Origin of the sequence: Clostridium punense, assembly GCF_017874425.1 — a bacterium.
Lineage (GTDB): Bacteria > Bacillota > Clostridia > Clostridiales > Clostridiaceae > Clostridium_J > Clostridium_J punense.
In genome coordinates, this window is sequence record NZ_JAGGLL010000004.1 from 151,352 (window position 1) to 171,576 (window position 20,225).

At 31.8% G+C, this 20,225-nt stretch carries 17 protein-coding genes; 14 read left to right on the plus strand and 3 right to left on the minus strand.

All coding sequences use genetic code 11. From position 1 onward, the window contains the following. Positions 1–54 precede the first annotated feature (54 nt). The gene (locus J2Z44_RS03850) at positions 55–990 is read left to right on the plus strand and encodes a S66 peptidase family protein (protein ID WP_209649354.1); all 936 of its coding nucleotides are present in this window, start codon (positions 55–57) and stop codon (positions 988–990) included. A gap of 220 nt (positions 991–1,210) precedes the next feature. On the opposite strand, the gene J2Z44_RS03855 is transcribed toward J2Z44_RS03850, so the two are convergent. Further along, complete coding sequence (locus J2Z44_RS03855; RefSeq protein WP_021284467.1) at positions 1,211–1,819, minus strand: DUF3793 family protein; 609 nt, start codon at positions 1,817–1,819, stop codon at positions 1,211–1,213. A 427-nt stretch (positions 1,820–2,246) separates the two neighbouring features. Between J2Z44_RS03855 and J2Z44_RS03860 the strand changes: the two genes are divergently transcribed. After that, on the plus strand, positions 2,247–3,290 hold the full coding sequence (locus J2Z44_RS03860; RefSeq protein WP_021284468.1) for a DNA polymerase IV: 1,044 nt from the start codon (positions 2,247–2,249) through the stop codon (positions 3,288–3,290). Between the two features lie 102 nt (positions 3,291–3,392). Here the strand turns inward: J2Z44_RS03860 and J2Z44_RS03865 are convergent, their stop codons facing one another. Then, the gene (locus J2Z44_RS03865; RefSeq protein ID WP_021284469.1) at positions 3,393–3,941 is read right to left on the minus strand and encodes an ECF transporter S component; all 549 of its coding nucleotides are present in this window, start codon (positions 3,939–3,941) and stop codon (positions 3,393–3,395) included. A 444-nt stretch (positions 3,942–4,385) separates the two neighbouring features. On the opposite strand from J2Z44_RS03865, the gene J2Z44_RS03870 reads away from it, so the two are divergent. From J2Z44_RS03870 to J2Z44_RS03925, 12 genes are all read left to right on the plus strand, one after another. After that, a complete protein-coding gene (locus tag J2Z44_RS03870) occupies positions 4,386–6,140 on the plus strand; it encodes a MutS-related protein (RefSeq protein WP_021284470.1) in 1,755 nt (584 codons plus the stop codon). A 25-nt stretch (positions 6,141–6,165) separates the two neighbouring features. Beyond that, positions 6,166–6,747: a DUF1836 domain-containing protein gene (locus tag J2Z44_RS03875; protein ID WP_021284471.1), complete on the plus strand. Its 582-nt coding sequence runs from the start codon at positions 6,166–6,168 to the stop codon at positions 6,745–6,747. Positions 6,748–7,167: 420 nt separating this feature from the next. Continuing rightward, positions 7,168–8,907: a peptide ABC transporter substrate-binding protein gene (locus J2Z44_RS03880; RefSeq protein WP_021284472.1), complete on the plus strand. Its 1,740-nt coding sequence runs from the start codon at positions 7,168–7,170 to the stop codon at positions 8,905–8,907. Positions 8,908–9,034: 127 nt separating this feature from the next. Then, on the plus strand, positions 9,035–9,991 hold the full coding sequence (locus J2Z44_RS03885) for an ABC transporter permease (RefSeq protein ID WP_021284473.1): 957 nt from the start codon (positions 9,035–9,037) through the stop codon (positions 9,989–9,991). Between the two features lie 15 nt (positions 9,992–10,006). Beyond that, the gene (locus J2Z44_RS03890) at positions 10,007–10,924 is read left to right on the plus strand and encodes an ABC transporter permease (protein WP_021284474.1); all 918 of its coding nucleotides are present in this window, start codon (positions 10,007–10,009) and stop codon (positions 10,922–10,924) included. 15 nt (positions 10,925–10,939) lie between these two features. Next, positions 10,940–11,959: an ABC transporter ATP-binding protein gene (locus J2Z44_RS03895; RefSeq protein ID WP_021284475.1), complete on the plus strand. Its 1,020-nt coding sequence runs from the start codon at positions 10,940–10,942 to the stop codon at positions 11,957–11,959. After that, positions 11,959–12,927, plus strand: coding sequence for an ABC transporter ATP-binding protein (locus tag J2Z44_RS03900; RefSeq protein WP_021284476.1), 969 nt, complete (start codon positions 11,959–11,961; stop codon positions 12,925–12,927). The genes J2Z44_RS03895 and J2Z44_RS03900 overlap by 1 nt, the downstream gene beginning before the upstream one ends. Before the next feature lie 60 nt (positions 12,928–12,987). Then, entirely contained in the window at positions 12,988–13,338 is a 351-nt protein-coding gene (locus J2Z44_RS03905; RefSeq protein WP_021284477.1) for a hypothetical protein, read from the plus strand. A gap of 419 nt (positions 13,339–13,757) precedes the next feature. Continuing rightward, positions 13,758–14,870, plus strand: coding sequence for a M20/M25/M40 family metallo-hydrolase (locus J2Z44_RS03910; RefSeq protein ID WP_021284478.1), 1,113 nt, complete (start codon positions 13,758–13,760; stop codon positions 14,868–14,870). 271 nt (positions 14,871–15,141) lie between these two features. Then, the gene (locus J2Z44_RS03915) at positions 15,142–16,140 is read left to right on the plus strand and encodes a M42 family metallopeptidase (RefSeq protein WP_021284479.1); all 999 of its coding nucleotides are present in this window, start codon (positions 15,142–15,144) and stop codon (positions 16,138–16,140) included. A 436-nt stretch (positions 16,141–16,576) separates the two neighbouring features. Continuing rightward, positions 16,577–17,077 carry a DUF8052 family protein gene (locus tag J2Z44_RS03920; protein WP_021284480.1) on the plus strand — a complete coding sequence of 167 codons (501 nt, stop codon included), beginning with the start codon at positions 16,577–16,579 and terminating at the stop codon, positions 17,075–17,077. Positions 17,078–17,102: 25 nt separating this feature from the next. Continuing rightward, positions 17,103–18,716, plus strand: a complete 1,614-nt coding sequence (locus tag J2Z44_RS03925; protein ID WP_021284481.1) for a carbon starvation CstA family protein — start codon at positions 17,103–17,105, stop codon at positions 18,714–18,716. A 200-nt stretch (positions 18,717–18,916) separates the two neighbouring features. On the opposite strand, the gene J2Z44_RS03930 is transcribed toward J2Z44_RS03925, so the two are convergent. Then, positions 18,917–20,146 (minus strand): aminopeptidase, encoded by a 1,230-nt coding sequence (locus J2Z44_RS03930; RefSeq protein WP_021284482.1) that lies wholly within the window; start codon positions 20,144–20,146, stop codon positions 18,917–18,919. Positions 20,147–20,225 lie beyond the last annotated feature (79 nt).

Genomic DNA, 20,225 nt, shown 5'->3' on the forward strand with positions numbered 1-20,225 from the left:
TACTTTTTACCTGTTTGCATTTTTATATTATATGATTATAAAGGTTGTGATAACGTGATAAAACCCAGACCATTAAAAAATGGTGATACAGTAGGAATTGTGGCACCATCAAGTCCAACAAGAAACCTAGACAGTATAGAAAAATCAGTAAAAGTTCTAGAAGAACAAGGTTTTAAAGTTGAGGTAGGAGATAGTTGTAGGGATAGGTATGGTCATCTATCAGGCAGTGATGAGGTGAGGGCTAGAGATATAAATAAAATGTTTTGGGATAAAAGCATCCAAGGAATATTTTGCATTAGAGGAGGATATGGAACTCCAAGAATATTAGATATGCTTGATTATGATAACATAAGAAAAAATCCAAAGATATTTCTGGGATATAGTGACATAACAGCTATTCATATTGCATTAAATCAAATTTGTAACTTAGTGACCTTTCATGGTCCTATGACTGTATCTGATATGATAGATGATTTTGATAGCTTTTCTAAGGAAAGTTATTTGAAGGCAATTACTTCAACTGAGCCTCTAGGAAATCTTTCAAATCCTAGTGGGGTTGAAATTAAAAGCCTAAACCCTGGAACTGCCCAAGGAAAAATTGTAGGTGGAAATCTATCACTAATAGCTAGCACCATGGGAACTCCTTTTGAAATTAACACCAAGGGGAAAATTCTTTTAATAGAGGATATAGGAGAATATACCTATGCTATTGATAGAATGCTTACACAACTAAAGTTAGCAGGAAAGTTTGAAGACTGCAATGGAATAATTTTAGGTGATTTTAGGGATTGCGAACCTGAGCACAAGGATTATGGGCTTTCTCTTATGCAGGTGTTTAAAGATATCATAGTTCCAGCGAATAAGCCAACAATATATAATGTTATGGCTGGGCACTGTAATCCTAAACTTACTATACCTTTAGGAGTTGAGGCACAGGTGAATGGAGATAATTGTAGCGTTGCTATAATAGAAAATGCTTTAAATAAATAGTAGAAAAGGATAATGACTTAATAAGAAATATTAAATGTTGAAGTTTAACTTGAATTATAGTTGATAGTGTTTAGTTTAAATATAAATTATAGAAGATTATATTATGAGTAAAAATCAATTATTCTAGCAAACTCATGAAGTATAACAGGCAGCAAGAGTTAATCTTACTGCCTTTTTTAATAATGGCTAAATCAAGTTCTTATAGAAAAATGTCCTAGACTTAGGTTAACAAAGTTTCTTTTAACAGTAAATTGTCTCTGAAAACTCTTCCTATTATTTCCAACTTTGCTTCATCAAAACTTTTAAATGTTCTTAAAGCAGAAGTTTCATTATGGTATACTTTCCAATAACCACATAAAAGGTAGGGTTCATTGGGATTATCAATAAAAGTTTTCACATCTTTAAGAGGAAAATCTAGAAAAATTCCTAGTTCATGGGGACAATTCATAGCCTCATATCTTCTTTTTAAAGTATAAAGATACTGATCTAGAGAGGAACCAGGTTTATAGCCGTAGTCAGAGAGAAAGCAGGTAATGTCTTCTTTTTTTAGCTTATTGTATAGCAATCTTTCATCGTAAAATAATATTGCGATATAATCCTTGGTCTCTCTAAGCTCAATGGATTTTATACTTAATTCTTTTAGAATTTCTTCCTTATAAAGTCTCCAATTATTTTTCATATTTCTATCATAGTCACATAAGGTTACAGTACTAGCAGCTTTAAGACCTTTTATCGTTGGGGCACAATTATAGGCAATAACACTTTTCATATATTCTTTCTCATTTAAGTTAGTTAAAGCACTCCAAAAAGCTTTTAAAATTTCTCTCATAACAACCACTTCTCCTATTGTTTATTTTTGTATGCCATTTATATATGAAAATACAAATTCATAAGAGTTACTTCAATTAAAATAATATTTAGGTATAATAAAATGATAATATTCATTGGGATACAGTAGAAATACAGCCTCCTATGATGAATATTTATACTTTAGTATGTGTTTTTTCAGGGATTTATATGTTTTTTGGACTTTTATAATTCAATCTTATTTTCATACCTTTAAAAATGTCTAAGGAAAGTAGTAGATTTTGAATATAAATAAAACTTTGATTTAAATTTAAAATGAATTAATGAAGAGGGCAATAATTATAACTTTAGTATTCCTTTAAAATCTTTATTATTTAATAAACTTGATAAGTAACTAAAAGTAATAGTAAAATTATATGAAGTATATTTATAGTTAGGAGAGAGGAGCTTTGGATAAAGTAATTCTACATGTAGATATGGATGCTTTTTTTGCAGCAGTAGAAGTTATAGATGACCCAACCCTCAAAGGTAAGGCTGTTATAGTTGGGGGAACTTCTGAAAGGGGAGTTGTAGCTACTTGCTCTTATGAAGCCAGAAAGTTTGGAGTAAAATCTGCCATGCCAACATATATAGCAAAAGAAAAATGCCCTCATGGAATTTTTATACATCCAAGGCATTATAGATATGAGGAAATTTCTAATGAGGTATTTAAAATTTTATACTCAATCACGGATAAAGTAGAGCCTGTTAGTATTGATGAGGCTTATTTAGATATTACCTATTTAAAAGAAAGGCCAGAAGTCATTGCCTCCAGGATAAAGTATATGGTTAGAAAAAAACTAGGACTTACTATTTCCATTGGAATTTCTTACAATAAGTTTTTGGCAAAACTAGCATCAGATTGGAACAAACCAAATGGATTAAAAATTATAACTAGAGACATGGTGCCTAAGATTTTATTTCCATTACCTTTAAAAAAAGTTCATGGACTTGGAGAAAAATCGGTAAAAAAATTAAATAATATTGGCATATTCAATGTAGAGCAACTTTATAATCTGCCTAGAGAGCTATTTTATGATTACTTTGGAAAATTTGGTGGGGAAATATATAATAGGATCAGGGGAGAGGATAGCCGTGAAGTCACAGTTTATAGAGAAAGAAAGTCTGTTGGAAGAGAAACCACCCTTAAGAGAAACACCCAAGAAAAGGAAGATTTGAAAATATATATAGAAGATTTTGCACAAGACATTGAAGAGTACTTATTAGAAAATAATTTAAGTGGGAAAACAGTTATACTAAAATTAAAAACTGCCTCTTTCCAAAATCATACCAAAAGTAAGACTTTAAATAAGTACATATATTCAAAAAGGGATATTTTTGAGGCAGCATGGAGAATACTTGAAGTTTTAGAGTTAAAGGAGGAAGTAAGGCTAATTGGAGTTTCCTTAACTTCTTTGAAAACCAACGAAGAGGAACAGTTGACTTTGTTTTGATGATAAAAGGTCCCTTGTACTTTTGAAAATCCAGTTAATAGATTTAATATATCAAAGAAGATGTAGTTCTAACATAGATCTACATCTTTTTTATAGTAAGAATTACTGATATAAGTTATTACTAAATACCTTTCTTTTAGAAAGAATTGAGGCAAGTATTAAAGCTAAAATACCTCCAGCAAGCCCAGTTATCAGTTGAGGAGTACTCATCATTATTGTAAGCTTTGCTAATACCTTAGCAGGAATGTTAACTCCTAATAGAGTGACTAGCTTAGAGGCTGAAAGGCTAAGAAATAAATACTTACCAAAAGAGCCTAATAGGATACCTAGATAACTTCCGTATCTAATTTTAGAAACAGAAGCAAATAATATCACATAAATTATATTGCCCATAACTATGAAGGGAATAAAAGGAGCCATAGGAGGAAGTAGTTGTCCTACTAACCAGGCAAGTATAGGTGTTAGAGCACCTGTACAGATTCCCCATTTTAAGCCACATAATATGGTTGTTAGAATTAAAATTGAGTTTATTATAGGTCCAACGAAGAATTGATTTATTTGAGGAAAGTTTCTTCCTAAAACTTGAATAACTATAGCAATTGCTAATAGCATAGAAGTTTTTATTAGGTCTTGTGTTTGAAATTTTGACATGTGATTAAACCCCCAGTTGGGTTAAGAATTTAGAGTTTTACTCTATATTCTTAACTAATTTTAGAATTAAGCATCTTCAAAAGAATAAACAAGTCAGTATGGTTATCTATTTTGAGATATACTGCGTCAATAGGTTCCTTGTCAGCACAAGCTTGCTTGTGAACTCAAAATATCCTTCACATCTTTGAATTGCTATTTATTTTCAGATTCCGTGATAACTTCTTACATAGATTATTATACAAAATATTCCTTAAGTAATCCATCTAAATCATAAAATCAAATTTCATTAGAGAAATAACCATTTGAAATGTTAAATTTATGCACTATAATAATTATGTATCTAGATTTAAATTTGTTTTTTCGTCAATAGATAAAATATCTATAAAAAACTAATAAATATTATTGTTAGAGCTAAAAAGGGTGGTTTTGAAAGAGAGGATTTATATGAGAAAGAAAGCGCAATTTTGCAAAGTAGTATCACAGGTACTTATTGGATTTACTTTTATTGGGGGGGTGGCTACCTATGCAATACTGGATAAGGAAATAAGTAGCTTAAATTATTATTTTACTGGGATGGCAGCATTAATTTCAGCCATTCTAGCCTACTATTTTCATAAAAAAAATAAAAGGCTTAATAATATTATATTCCTTAAGGAAAACTGGCCAAACACCATAAAAAGAAAAGTTAATTTGGAGTATATAAAAAAATACTTTACTCTTACAAATGAAGAAAAGAAGAATACTTATTTTGTTGATGACCAAACTTGGACAGACTTAGATATGGATGATGTGTTTTTAAAAATTGATAATAGCATTACTACTCCAGGACAGCATGTGTTATATAGTGTTTTGAGGAACCCTTTATTCAAGGAGGATGAATTAAGGGAACGAAACGCAGTCATCGAGTATTTTCAAAATAACACAACGGAGAGAGAGAATTTGCAAGTTTCTCTATTAGGCTTAGGAATACAGCGACAGGGAGACATTTTAGAACTTTTTAATCATGAAAAGGTAGATACAAGATTTAAATTTGTTTATGATATTTTAGGTATAATACCACTTGTAATCTTACCCTTTTACTTTGTTTATGGTTTGCAAATATTATTACCTCTTATGATAATATACTTAATTAATAGCTATATACAATATAAGGTTGGCAATAATATTGTTGATGGAGTTAATTCTATTGCTTATCTTGGCAGGCTTATTGCTGTTAGTAAGGACATAGCAAAAGGAAATAATGAAGTATTAAAAAGTTTTGTAGCTGAAATTAGCTTGAATCTAAAAGAGATAAAAGATATTGATAAGCATTCAGATATTATTGGCAGGGTTGAGGGCTTAGACGTATTGGGGGATTATGTAAGCATCTTATTTTTAGCAAAGTTACGGTCATATTATAAAGCTATTCATAAAATATATGACTATAATGAGAATATCAAAAAAATCTACAGAGTTGTTGGTGAAATAGATAGCTTAATATCTATAGCCGCTTATAGAGAAAGAATAAAGAATTACTCTACTCCTAAATTTGAAGAAGATCACCGTGAACTTATTTTAAAGGAGGCAGTACATCCATTAATAGATGAAGCAGTTCCTAATTCTATAAATTTAGATAAAAGCGGTATTATCCTAACAGGATCCAATATGTCAGGTAAGTCTACCTTTTTAAGAACAGTGGCCTTAAATGCATTGTTAGCTCAAACCATATACACCACTTTAGCTAAAGAATATAGGGGAAACTTTTTCAAAATACTAACCTCCTTAAGCCCGGAGGATAGTGTGAAAAATGGAAAAAGCTATTATTTGGGAGAAGCTGAGGCACTTCTTAGAATTTTAAATTCTTTTGAGGAGAAATTTCCTACATTAACAATGATTGATGAAATTTTTAGAGGTACTAATCCTGTGGAGAGAATAAGTGCTTCAGAAGAAATACTAAAGTATATTTCTCGGAAAAATGCTCTAGCACTGGTAGCAACTCATGACTTAGAACTTACTGAAATAGCTAATGATAATTATGATTGCTACTATTTTAGTGAGGATGTGGATGATAAAGAAGGGTTAAAGTTTGATTACACTATAAAATTAGGGGTTTCACCTACAAGAAATGCGATTAAACTATTAAAATATATTGGCTATCCAGAGGAAATTATTAATGGTGCAAATGAGAGAATAAATATGTTAATGAAAAAAGAAGTATAAACTAAAAAATACAAGAGGTAATATTATGGAATTTAATAAAGAAGAATTGATAGAAATTTTAAATGTATTAAATCTTGAAGAAGATATTGAGTTAATTGATATACCACAATTAGACTTATATATGGATCAAGTGATACAACTATTTGAAAATACTCTTTCTAATTCTAAAAGAAATAAGGAAGATAAGCTTTTAACTAAGACGATGATTAATAACTACACTAAAGACAAACTTTTAATGCCAGTTAAAAATAAAAAATATAGCAGAAATCATGTGATTTTAATGATACTTATTTATAATTTAAAGCAAAGTCTATCTATAAGTGATATAAAGGTACTGTTTAATAACATAGTGAGTAATCTCCAACAAGAGGAAAAGGCGCAAATAGATTTAGCCTCTCTATACAGTAACTTCCTTAAAATTAAAAAGGAACAAGTAAGAAATGAAGAAGAAGTACTTAGTAAGATTATAAATGAAGTAGAAGAAGTGGGAAACCAAGGCAATAATAAAGATTATGAAAGTTTACTTTTAACAGTGCTTACCTTAGTACATTCTGCAAATACTCAAAGAAGAATTGCGGAAAAAATCATTGATAAGTATTTTATATAATTAGTGAGTTTTAAAAAATAATTTTCTATACCTTAAAATTAATAGAAAACTACCATGAAAAATTTAAATCAACTATAAATTTTGTTTCATGAATTGGATATTTTAAATTATTTAAGCTGTTTAGAAGCGAGAAACCTTATTATAAGGATTCTTACTCTAAACAGCTTTTTACGTTAATTAGGTTAATTTAGAATAAAAGTTTATGAACTTATGACTAAAAATGAAGATTTCTAAATAAAAAGTTTTAATACCAAATAAAAAAGTAATATTTTAATTCCTATTAAAATATTATTAACTATGGTAGCAAAGTTTAGACGGAAAGAGATTACTTAAGAGTTATTAAAAATCTTAAAGTATGTAGCTCTTAATAAACTAAGGGTTATAATATATATTTTTTTAAAATTATAAGGGGGTAAAAAAATGAAATCAAAAAAGTGGCTTAGCTCATTGCTAGTTGCAACTATGGTTGGTACATCTGCTTTTGCATTTGTAGGCTGTAAGGATAAGAACCCAGAACCAGCACAAAACCCAGGTACAGATGCACCAAAACCTTCTGAAACAGTAAAAAAGGATGCAGATCAATTCTTGAAATTAGTTTTTATTGAACCAAGTACATTAGACCCAAATGAGGCTTCAGATGTGGACTCCTTTACAATAATCAACGCAACACAAGAAGGTCTAGCAAGAGTTAAAGTTGTAAATGATGAAGATAAAATGGAACCAGCTGGAGCAAAAAGCTGGGAAGTTTCTCCAGATGGTTTGGTTTGGACTTTCCATTTAAGAGAAAATAATAAATGGAGTGATGGAGTGCCAGTTACAGCACAGCATTATGTAGATTCATTCTTAAGATTGCTTGATAAAGATAAAGCTTTCCCATATGCATACTTTGTTTATGAAATAAAAGGTGCCAAAGCATTTAATGAAGGCACAGGAAAGAAAGAGGATGTTGGAGTTGTTGCTAAAGATGATAAGACTTTACAAATAACTCTTGACAGACCTACTCCTTATTTTGAAAAGAAATTAAACTTTACAGCTTTCTTCCCAATCAGACTTGATGTTATCCAAAAAGGTGGAGAAAACTGGAATACAGATCATACAAAACAAGTTTATTGTGGACCATATAAAATTAAAGATTGGGTAAGAAATAACAGTATTTCCTTTGAAAAGAACACAGATTATTGGGACGCTCAAAATGTTTATATTCAAAGGGTAGAGATGAATGATATACAAGAATTCTCAACTCAAGCACAATTATTTGAATCAAAAGAACTAGACGTTACTGGCGCAAGACAAGAATATATCGAGAAGTGGACAGAAAAAGCTAAAAAGGGTGAGTTCGTTGCCGGTGTAGGTGATACAGCATCATCGAACTATGTAGGCTTTAACAATGAGGGTGGACCAAGTGGAATAATGAACAATAAAAAGGTAAGATTAGCTTTCTCAATGGCATTTGATAGGGAAGAATATCTAAAAACATTACTTGGAAGATATACTCCTGCTTATGGATGGATTCCAAAGGCTTTACATTCCAATAAAGATATGTATAGAACAGTGACAAAAGAGCCATTAAAAGATATGGCAACTGATTATGTTAATAAACCAGAAAAGATACAAGCTTTACTTAAAGAAGGACTTAAGGAGTTAGGAAAGGATACTAGTGACTTAAAAAATATAAAAGTTAAGTTTGTAACTTACGGAGATACTGCAGCTTCTAAACAATCTCAAGAGTGGTGGGAGCAACAATTCGAAAAGAATTTGGGAATAGATCTTCAAATGGAAGTTCTAGGAAACTACACTCTTTGGAAACAAGCTGTAGATGACATGAAGTTTGATATTATAACTTATGGTTGGGTTGGAGACTTTGATGATCCAATTAACTTCCTAGATATGTGGGTATCAAACAGTGGAAACAATGGACTTAAGTTTAAAAATGAAGAGTTTGATAAGCTTGTAAATGATCTTGACAAGGAAGTAGATCCTGCTAAGAGATTAAAAGCATATCAAAGAATGGAAGAAATATTAGTTAAGGAAGATGCAGCTTTTGCTCCACTTTATTATGGAGACACAAGAAGATTCTTACAAAACTATGTTAAAGATTTCATGTATCCTAAGTTTGGACCAACTTATGAGTGGAGATGGGCTTACACAGAGGGCAGATAGCAGTAACAATATGCACATGGATTCATTTTGAACCATGTGCATTATTTAAAAACTATGAAATGATAAAACTAGTTTAATCTTATATCAAAACAAGTATTTTATTATTAATAAAGAAGGAGGAAGTTTCATGATTAGATATACCATTAGAAGATTTGCAGAAATGGTATTGACACTTTTTATAATAGCTTCTGCTACATTCTTTTTGTTAGAAGCAGTACCGGGGGATCCACTTACCCCAAAGGTACAAAAGTTACCACCAAACATTAAAGCAGCAATGTATGAAAAATATGGTCTTGATAAGCCAGTAGGTGAGAGATACATTAAAACAATGACAGGAATAATGAAGGGTGATTTTGGACAATCCGTTATTTATCCTGGACAAACCATGGCAAGTATAATTAAACAAAAACTTCCAGTTTCTGCAAGGTTAGGAATACAGCAAATGGTAGTAGGACTAAGCCTTGGAGTATTATTAGGAATTTTAGCAGCCATGAGAAGGGGGACCTGGGTTGACTATTCAATTATAACCACTGCAATACTTTTAATTTCAATCCCATCATTTGTTTTTGCATTGGGCCTTCAAAAGGTTTTTGCTGGAAATCTTGGTTGGTTCCCAGTAATTGGGTGGCCAAAAGGAAAAGACTTATGGTTTGGAGGATGGAAATATACAGTTCTTCCAACGTTATCAGGATGCTTTGGTTATATAGCAGGATACTCAAGACTTTTAAAAACTTCTATGTTAGATGTTATTAACCAAGATTATATTTTAACTGCAAAATCTAAGGGGTTATCAAGTAAAAGCATTATATTTAAGCACATATTAAGAAACTCACTTATTCCAATAGTAACAAATCTTCCATTAACAATTGCTATGTGTATAACAGGATCCTTCTTTATTGAGAGAGTATTTTCAATACCAGGACTTGGGTTATATTACATTGGAGCAGTAAGTGGCCAAGATCTATCGATACTAATGGGTGAAACTATACTACTTACTTCGATATATGTAGTGTGTTTATTTGTTACAGACTTATTATATCCAATAGTAGACCCAAGAATAAGAATAACCGGTGGAAAGAAATAAAGGAGGGAGCTTACAATGGAAGAGTTAAAAAGAGAAGAGTTTCATGTTATCGGCTGCGATGATGCCGATGCAGACATAATAAATAGACCAAATATAACTTACTTCCAAGATGCGTGGAGAAGGCTTAAGAAAAACCCAGTAGCAATGGCATCTTTAGGATTATTGATTTTTTTAACCATTATGGTTATAGTAGGCCCTTATATTAGTGGTAAAGAATATCTAGTAGTGGATCCAAGTAAAAAGAATTTATCACCCTCCAGTGAATATTGGTTTGGAACTGACTTATTAGGTAGAGATTTATTCTCTAGGATTTGGCTCGGTGGAAGAATATCTATAGCCATTGGAATTATTGCTACATCAATACAAATAATTATTGGATGTTTCTATGGTGGAATAATGGCATACTTCGGGGGCTGGGTAGATGAAGTTATGATGAGAGTCATAGAAGTAATCACAAGTGTACCTGATTTACTATTAACTATTCTTATGATGGTAGTTTTGGGTAATAGTATTCCTACATTAATCATTGCATTAACCATTACTGCTTGGTGTGGAACTGCCAGAATGATTAGAGGACAGTTGATGCAGCTTAGAGAAAGTGAATATGTACTTGCAGCTCAAGTTCTTGGAGCATCACCTACTAGAGTTATAGTTAAACATTTAATTCCAAATACCATTGGAATACTTATATTAAATATTGCTTCAAGTATACCTGGATATATCTTTGGTGAAGCATCTTTAAGCTTCTTAGGAATAGGTCTTCAACCTCCAAATACCAGCTGGGGTGTATTAATATCCTATGGACAACAAGCTATGGAGTTTTACCCTTATCAGTTAGTATTCCCTTGTGTAGCACTTTGTTTAACTGTTTTAGCCTTTAACTTGCTTGGAGATGGTTTAAGAGACGCACTAGATCCAAGACTTCGTCAATAATAGGAGGAATGAACTATGGAAAAACAATTAGTAGTAAATAATTTAAAAGTATCATATCATACCTATGCTGGTGAAGTACAATCTGTTAGAGGTATGTCCTTTGATGTAAACAAGGGAGAGTGTATAGCTATAGTTGGAGAATCTGGTTGCGGTAAAACAGTTACGTCTAAAGCCATAATGGGACTTATTCAATCTCCTCCAGGGGAAGTAAAAAAAGGTAGCGAAATAATGTTCAACGGCAAAAATTTATTAGACTATACAGAAAAGCAGTGGGAAGAGTTTAGAGGTGGAGAATGCAGCATGATTTTTCAAGATGCCTTGACTGCTCTAAATCCTACCATGAAGGTTGGGAAGCAAATTGCGGAAAACTTAATTGCTCATAGAGGAATGAAAAAGGATGAGGCTATAAACGAAGCGATAAAAATGCTGGATCTAGTTGGCATTCCAAATGCAGATAAAAGAGTTCATCAATATCCTCACCAGTTTTCTGGAGGAATGAGACAAAGAGTTATGATTGCCATAGCTTTAGCTTGTAATCCGAGCATACTTATTGCAGATGAGCCAACCACAGCTTTAGATGTAACAATTCAAGCTCAAATTATTGATATAATAAAAAATCTCCAACAGAAAATGGGAACTTCAGTTATACTTATTACTCATGATTTAGGGGTAGTAGCTGATCTTGCTAATAGAATATTCGTTATGTATGCGGGCAAGTTAGTTGAGAAGGGAACCTTTGAAGAGATATTCTATAGTCCCAAACATCCTTACACTTGGGCGCTTTTAAAAGCAGTTCCAAGACTTGATAATGATGAAAAAGAACAGTTAGTTTCAATTCATGGAACACCACCTGACTTAATAGCACCTCCAAAGGGGTGTGGCTTTGCACAAAGATGCCAATACTGTATGCAGGTTTGCTTGACTAAAGAACCACCAACTTTCAAGTTTGGAGAAGAACATGAAGCAGCATGTTGGCTTCATCATTCAATGGCTCCAAAGTTAGACTTACCTTTTGAAGTAGGGGGTGCTCTATAATGGACAAAAACAATAATCCAGTAGTAATGGAAGTGAAAAATCTAAAAAAATATTTCAAGATTGGTAAAAAAGGAATATTGAAAGCTGTTGATGATGTAAGCTTTATTATAAGAGAGGGAGAAACCTTAGGATTAGTTGGAGAATCAGGCTGTGGCAAAACTACCTGTGGCAGAACAGCTATAGGAATGTATGCAAAAACTGAAGGATCTGTAATATATAAGGGGAAAGATGTTCATACCTTATCAGGAAAAGAAAAAAGAGTTTTTTCTAAAGAAGTTCAGACGATTTTCCAGGACCCTTATGCGTCACTAAATCCTAGAATGACCGTTGGTGATATTATTGCAGAAGGTATTGATATACATGGTCTTGCAAAGAATACAAAAGAAAGAACAGAAAAGATTAATGATTTATTGAAACTAGTAGGACTTAATAAGGAGCATGCAAACAGATTCGTTCACGAATTCTCTGGTGGTCAAAGGCAAAGAATAGGAATAGCAAGAGCCCTTGCTGTTGAGCCAAAGTTTATAATGTGTGATGAACCAATTTCAGCTCTTGATGTATCTATACAAGCACAAATTGTAAATCTTCTTATGAACTTACAAAAGGAGATGGGATTAACTTATTTATTTATAGCCCACGACCTTTCAATGGTTAAGCATATTTCAGATAGAGTTGCAGTTATGTATCTTGGAGTAATGGCTGAACTTACAGAAAGTAAAGAGCTCTATAAAAACCCATTACATCCATATACTCAAGCACTTTTGTCTGCAATACCAATTCCTGATCCTTATGTAGAAAGAGCAAGACAAAGAATTATGCTTGAAGGGGATGTACCAAGTCCAATAAATCCTCCAGCAGGATGCAGATTTAAAAAGAGATGCAAATATGCTACACCAAGGTGTGCAGAAGAAATGCCATTACTTAAGGAAGTTGGGCCAAATCACTTTGTAGCATGTCACTTATATTAAGACTAATTATGTTATAGGGACTTCAGTAAGTATATAAATTTGTGATAGGAAGGTAATGCAATGGATAAAATTATAGATCTTATGAAGGATATAATTAAATCACTTACAGCAGGGGTAATTGCATCAATTATACTAATGGTTATATCAGGATTGTTTAGTGTTTTGGTTAATGAGAGAAATTTAGCCGTTACTTTGGACAGTGTAAAAAATACTTTATTCATTATTGGCGGACTAGGATTGTTTGTATGCGCAGGCTTTATAGCTAAAAGAGATGCTAGAAGACCCTTGGAAAACAAAAAAGGATGGAAAGAACAATTTAAAGTAATCCACTTTATCAATGTACTTGGGATTATTGATATTACAATTTTATTTGCTGGAATAATACTTGATAAAGTAATATTTTACTTATAAAAGCTATTAAAGTGGTTGACTAAAATACCCTAGGACTTAGGAATAATTCTTAGGGTATTATTATGTTTAGATAGGTATTTATATCTTAATATATTTATATCTTTATAAGAAGATGTAGTAATCATGCGGGTTCTAGACTACCATAAATTTAAGCTTGTATTTTTCGATTTAAAGTTTGGGGTTAAGTTGTTCCTTGGAAGAATAGTCTACTGAAAATAAGTTGCTAAGAAAAATTATATTAACTTTTTAAGCCAATACAATTTAATTAAGGAAATTTATGCCTATTTTCGAGATATTAAAAATAATGAAATAAATTTAAATAGTTTAAAAACAAAGTAAAAATATTTACTTTATTTGACTATATTGATATACTAGAGAAGTTGATAAGCTTTACATCAACTTATTAGGAGGTAATATTGATGATAAATAAAGAAAGAGTTACTAATGAATTTTTAAAGTATGTACAAATTGATAGCCCAACTAAGAAAGAAGGCAATTTTGCAAAGTTTATTTCAGAAGAACTTAAAGCTTTAGGATTAGAAGTTTACATAGATGGTGCTGGTGAGAAAGTAGGTTCTGATACAGGAAATGTTATTGCAAAACTTAATGGATCTAAAGATGTACAACCTATACTATTTAGCTGTCACATGGATACGGTTTCACCAGGGGAAGGAATTAAACCTATAATAAAAGATGAAGTTATTTATAGTGATGGAACTACAATTCTAGGTGGAGATGATAAGGCAGGGATTGCTGCAATTTTAGAAGCTATTAGAGTAGTAAAAGAAAATAACATAGAACATGGTCCAATTGAAATAGTGTTTAGTATTTTTGAAGAAGGAGGACTTTTTGGAGCTAAAAATCTTGAATATGATAAAATTGCTTCAAAAATTGCTTTTGTTTTAGATAGCGGCGGAGAAATAGGAGAAATTGTAATCAAAGGACCAGCTCAAGATAAAATTGATGTTAAAATTATTGGAAGACCTGCCCATGCTGGTGTTGCACCAGAAGAAGGAATAAGTGCTATTCAAGTAGCAGCTTCTGCTATAAATAGAATGAACCTTTTAAGGATTGACGAGGAAACAACTGCTAATATAGGTATGATTAATGGAGGACAGGCAACTAACATAGTATGTCCTGAAATTATTGTTAATGCTGAGGCAAGAAGCTTAAGTAGTGAAAAGCTAGATAAACAAACAGCTCATATGGTACAATGTTTTGAAGAGGCAGCTAATGAGTTTGATGCTAAGGTGGAAATAACTACTGAGAGAATGTATGGACCTTTCGTAGTAAGTGAGAATGATGAGGTAGTAGCTCTTGTGAAGAAAGCTTGCACAAATATGGGAGTACCAACAGCAGTTAAATCAACTGGTGGCGGAAGTGACACTAATGTGCTAAATGGAAATGGAATTAAAGCTGTGAACTTAGCTATTGGAGAAAGAAAGCCACATACTTTAGAAGAACACTTGAAAATTGAGGATCTTGTAAAGGCTTCTAATTTAGTAGTTGAGATAATAAAAGCAGTTGAATAAAGATAAAATATTATTAGTGGATGGTGCTAGAGCATAAAGTCCCTAATTAATATGAAAACCATGGAAAATAGGGGATAATTCCTATTCTTCATGGTTTTATTAAATTATTCAATAATTCTTGAATTAGGTGTAATACCTGAAATTGTATAAATATATTTAGAGTATCTAATATTTCTAGTCACGAAATAGTTTGTCATATTATCTAGAAAGTGGTAATATAATAGTGTAGTAAAGTTCAGAATGATTGCTTAATATCAAAGGGGGAAATATCATGTTATTAAATCAATTAACACAAGCTTTTGGAGTTAGTGGATATGAAAGAGAAATAAGAGAAGTTATTAAGGAGACAGTAAAGAATTATGTAGATGAAATAACTGTAGATCCACTTGGAAATCTTATAGTTTTTAAAAAAGGAAATGGGGAAAATAAGAAAAAGATAATGGCAGCTGCTCATATGGATGAGATTGGATTCCAAGTTATAAAGGTTGATGACAAGGGATTAATAAAAGTAAGAGCCTTAGGAGGAATTCCAGTTCCTGCAACAGTTATGAACAGAGTGCAATTTAGAAATGGAACAATAGGTATAGTTTCTAGCACTGTAAAAATTGAGGATATAAAAAATGACATAAAAAAATTATATATAGATATAGGAGCTCAATCTAAGGAAGAGGCATTAAAATATGTAAAAGTTGGAGATGTAGCTTGCTATGTTGGTGAATATTTAGAGCTTAAAGACAATAATGTAACTGGTAAGGCACTAGATGATAGAATAGGTTGCTACATTATGATTGAGGCACTAAAGAAAATTGAGCAAACATACAATGATTTATATTTTGTATTTACAGTTCAAGAAGAAGTAGGGCTTAGAGGTGCTACTGTAGCAGCAGAGAGAATAAATCCAGACTTAGGAATAGCTCTTGACGTTACTGTTGCTAACGACTATCCAAATGCTGCAGAGGTTAGCAATACCTTAGGAGGCGGAACTGCTATAAAGGTATCAGATGGTTCTGTAATATGCAACGAGTATTTAGTTGAAGAAATGGTGAAATGTTGTGAAGAAAATAATATAAAATATCAGCTAGATGTAATTGATGGAGGCGGTACTGATGCTGGAGCTATCAATAGATCTAACTTTGGGGTAAGAGCAGCAGGAATATCAGTTGCTACAAGATATGTTCATGGACCAAATTGCTTTGTTAATATGAAGGATACTGAAGGATCTATAGAGCTTCTAAGTAAGTATGTAAATAGGGAGTTCAAATTTGAATAAAATAATATAAAAGAGTACAAGGACTAAGTGGGTATTATAACAACTTTGTGAACTATGGAAAATAGTTAAAAATCCTCAAAATCAATCCGGTGTAACATGTAAAAATAGAAGTTAAGGTAAACTTAACTTCTATTTTATTTTTGTGGAAAAATTATGAGATTTAGTCATAACTATAAAACGAGTTTAATATTATTATAGTATAGAAAAGGATTGCATTAAATCATTAGGTTAAAAGTAAGGACTAAGATACTTTTATTATATACTTAGAGTGTTTTTGGTTTTATAACAATGCAAACGAAAGCATAAATTAAAACAGTAAAATTACGAAGGAATAAATGCCCTTAAATTAATGGGTGTTTACTCCTTTTTTATTTTTTATAATTATAATTCAAATTTATCGTTCATAAACAATATAACTTATAGCTAGGAGGATTTTATGAAAAAGGACTACTACTTAAATTTATTAAATGAAAGATTTCAGAAGCACTTTCAAATAAAGAATAACCAATTGATTATGGGAAAAACCTTTGATATTTATGCTAAATATAGTGAAGTTACAGGTAGAACCTTTGTAACACAGAAGGATATTATAGATAAGTTTGAGGTAAATGAGCATTGTTTTATTAAAGTTTTAGATGGTGTGAATTTAGAGACTATACATGGATTTACAGAGTTTTTAAAACAATTAACAGTAAGTTTTGTAAAACCTCACAGAGAACATAGAAGTACAAACCTAACTGGAGTCATAGTAAGTGAGAAACCTATAACTAAGGATATTGAAATTTTTGTAACTAAGTTTAAATACAGTAGGTACTATAAACTTTATTTACAAGGCTATAGTGATGTTAGGCTAGTAGTTGTAGATTTACACAATAAAACTACAATAACGAATAGAAAAGGAGAGGATGTTAAAAAGGTGTATCTACCTACACCTTAATATAATTTTATAAGGAGGCAATTATATGAATTCATTACTACTTATTCTTGGGGCAGTTGTAATTTTTCTATTGGCCTATGTTACTTACGGCGCTTGGCTTGCTAAGGAGTGGGGAATAGACCTAAATAGAAAAACACCAGCTCACACAAAGTATGACAATGTGGATTATGTACCTGCAGATGCTAAAGTGCTTTTGGGGCACCACTTTTCTTCTATTGCTGGAGCAGGACCTATTACGGGACCTATCTTAGCTTCTATCTTTGGATGGTTACCAGTATATTTATGGATAGTTATTGGAAGCGTTTTTGTAGGTGGAGTTCATGACTTTGGGTCTTTATTTGCATCAATAAGACACGAAGGAAAATCTATCGGAGAAATAATTCGAACAACTTTAGGAACAAAAGGGAAGAAATTGTTTAATATTTTTGCATGGGCAACGTTAATTCTAGTGGTTGCTGCTTTTACAGACATCTGTGCCTCAACTTTTGCTTATGATCCTAATAATTTAACTGGAGCACAGGCAGGAACCGCATCTATTTTATTTATATTCTTAGCAATGTTATTTGGATTCTTTGTATACAGAAAAGGAGCTAAGCTTAGTCTTGCTACAATAGTCGGTGTTGCACTACTATTTTTCTGTGTTTGGATTGGTTATGAGTATCCATTTGTAAAACTTTCAAAAATGGGATGGAATATTGTACTTATTATTTATATTACTTTAGCCTCCATATTACCAGTTTGGATATTGTTACAACCTAGAGATTATTTATGCTCCTTCTTACTATATGCAATGCTTGCAGGTGGATTAGTTGGTATTTTTATTACTCATCCAACTATGGAGATTCCAGCATTTGTTGGATTTACAGTTAAAAATCAGACTTTATTCCCATTCTTATTTGTTACTGTTGCTTGTGGAGCAGTTTCAGGATTCCATGCACTTGTAGGTTCAGGCACTTCTTCTAAGCAACTAAATAAAGAAGGAGATGCTAAGTTTGTAGGCTATGGAGCTATGCTTATAGAGGGAATTGTAGCTGTTATAGCACTTATTGCAGTTGGGTATGTAGCAAAGGCAGAGGGTACACCAGCTAATATATTTGCAAATGGACTAGCTCACTTTATGAATAGTTTTGGACTTTCAGTAGAAGTTGGAAAAGTTTTTGTTATTTTAGCTTTCTCAGCCTTTGCATTAACAAGTTTAGATACAGCTACTAGAATTGGTAGATATATATTCCAAGAATTCTTTGATGAGGCGTCAGAGGGAACAAAGAAAATAGGTCAAAATATATATGTATCTACCATAGTTACTGTGGCAGCTTCCTGTGCTATATTAGTATATGGATACTCGAAAATATGGCCAATTTTTGGCTCAGCGAACCAATTGCTGGCAGCACTTGCATTACTAGCATTAACTTCTTGGTTTGTGAGCATGGGGAAAAAGACTTCAATGGTTCTAGTGCCTATGATATTAATGTTCTGTGTAACTCTTTCTGCATTAGCATTATTAATTAAGCAATATATATTTGGAGCAACAACCAATTTTATCTTAGGAATATTTGCAATAGTATTATTTGTGCTAGCTATTATACTTTTGATAGAAGCCTACAATGTATTTATTAAAAAAAAGATTGTTAAAAAATAATAAAACTTATTATTAAAATCTAGCCCCATATTTCTTGAATTAAGAAATATGGGGCTTAGGTTTTTGTACAATATAATTATAAAACTTAAATTAAATGAACTTATTTAATTCTTTAAGCTTTTGGAAGTACCAAAGAATTAAAAGTAAAACTCATTAAGGATAATTAATCTAAGCATTTGTAAAATAATCATATTAAAAAATTAAAATGCCCAGTTACCATTTTGGAATACATAAGATTCATTTCCAGCTTCATCAATTCCTATAATTGATAGATCTTCAGTTCCAATCATGAAATCCACGTGAGCTAGAGAATAGTTTCCACCAGCCTTTTCAAGTTCTTCCTCACTCATTTTTTCTCCATCTTTTATACAAAGAGAATAAGCTCTTCCTATGGCTAAATGACAAGAAGCATTTTCATCATATAGAGTGTTGTAGAAAATAATGCCACTATTAGAAATTGGTGAGTTATAAGGAACTAGTGCTACTTCTCCAAGATAATGAGAACCTTCATCAGTTCCTACAAGATGCTTCAATGTATCATATCCTGTTTCAGCAGTAAAGTCCACAATTCTTCCATCTTTAAAAGTAATAGAAAAATTATCAATTAAATTTCCACCATAATTAAGTGGTTTAGAACTATAAACTATACCATTAACTCCAGTTTTTTTAGGCATAGAAAATACTTCTTCAGTAGGCATGTTTGCAATAAACTCTACTCCACGCTCATTATTTTCTGCTCCACCAACCCAAAGATGATTTTCAGGAAGTTCTAGATGAAGATCAGTTCCTTTTAAGTTTTTAAAATGAAGTGCTTTGAAGTTTTTACCATTTAAATAATCCATTTTTTCTTTTAAATTCTTTTTATGGTTTTCCCAAGCTAGAACTGGATCTTCTTGATCTACTCTAACTATTTTAAATATTGCATCCCAAAGTTTTTCAATTGATTCCTCAGAAGAAACTCCAGGGAATACTTTAGATGCCCATCCCTCAGTAGGAATGGATACTATAGACCAAGAGTTTTGATTGCTCATAAGTCTTGCGTTAAATTGCTTAAGTGCCATGGAACGAGTTTTTTGAGATTTTGCGATTCTATCTGGATTAACATCCTTTAATAACTCAGGATTAGATGCAGAAATGCTTAAGAAGCCTGCACCTTGCTCTGCATAATGCATATAGGAATCTATCTGCCATTGTGGCATAGTTTCAAATATCTCATCGGGACCTTTCATAAATCTGATTTTTGCAGATTGTTCATCACCCCAATGAACTATAACTTCTTTTGCTCCAGCATCATAGGCCTCTTCCATAATCATTCTTGTAAAAGGAGCACACTCAATAGGAGACATGATAACAAGTATTTGATTCTTTTGAAGATTAATACCAGTTTTCACAGCTAAAGTTGCATACTTCTTTAAAAAGTCTTTATTCATAAATTACACCTGCTTTCTATGTAATGCTTTACCATTATATTTTCACATATATTTGAAATTTTTACTATATAATTTATTA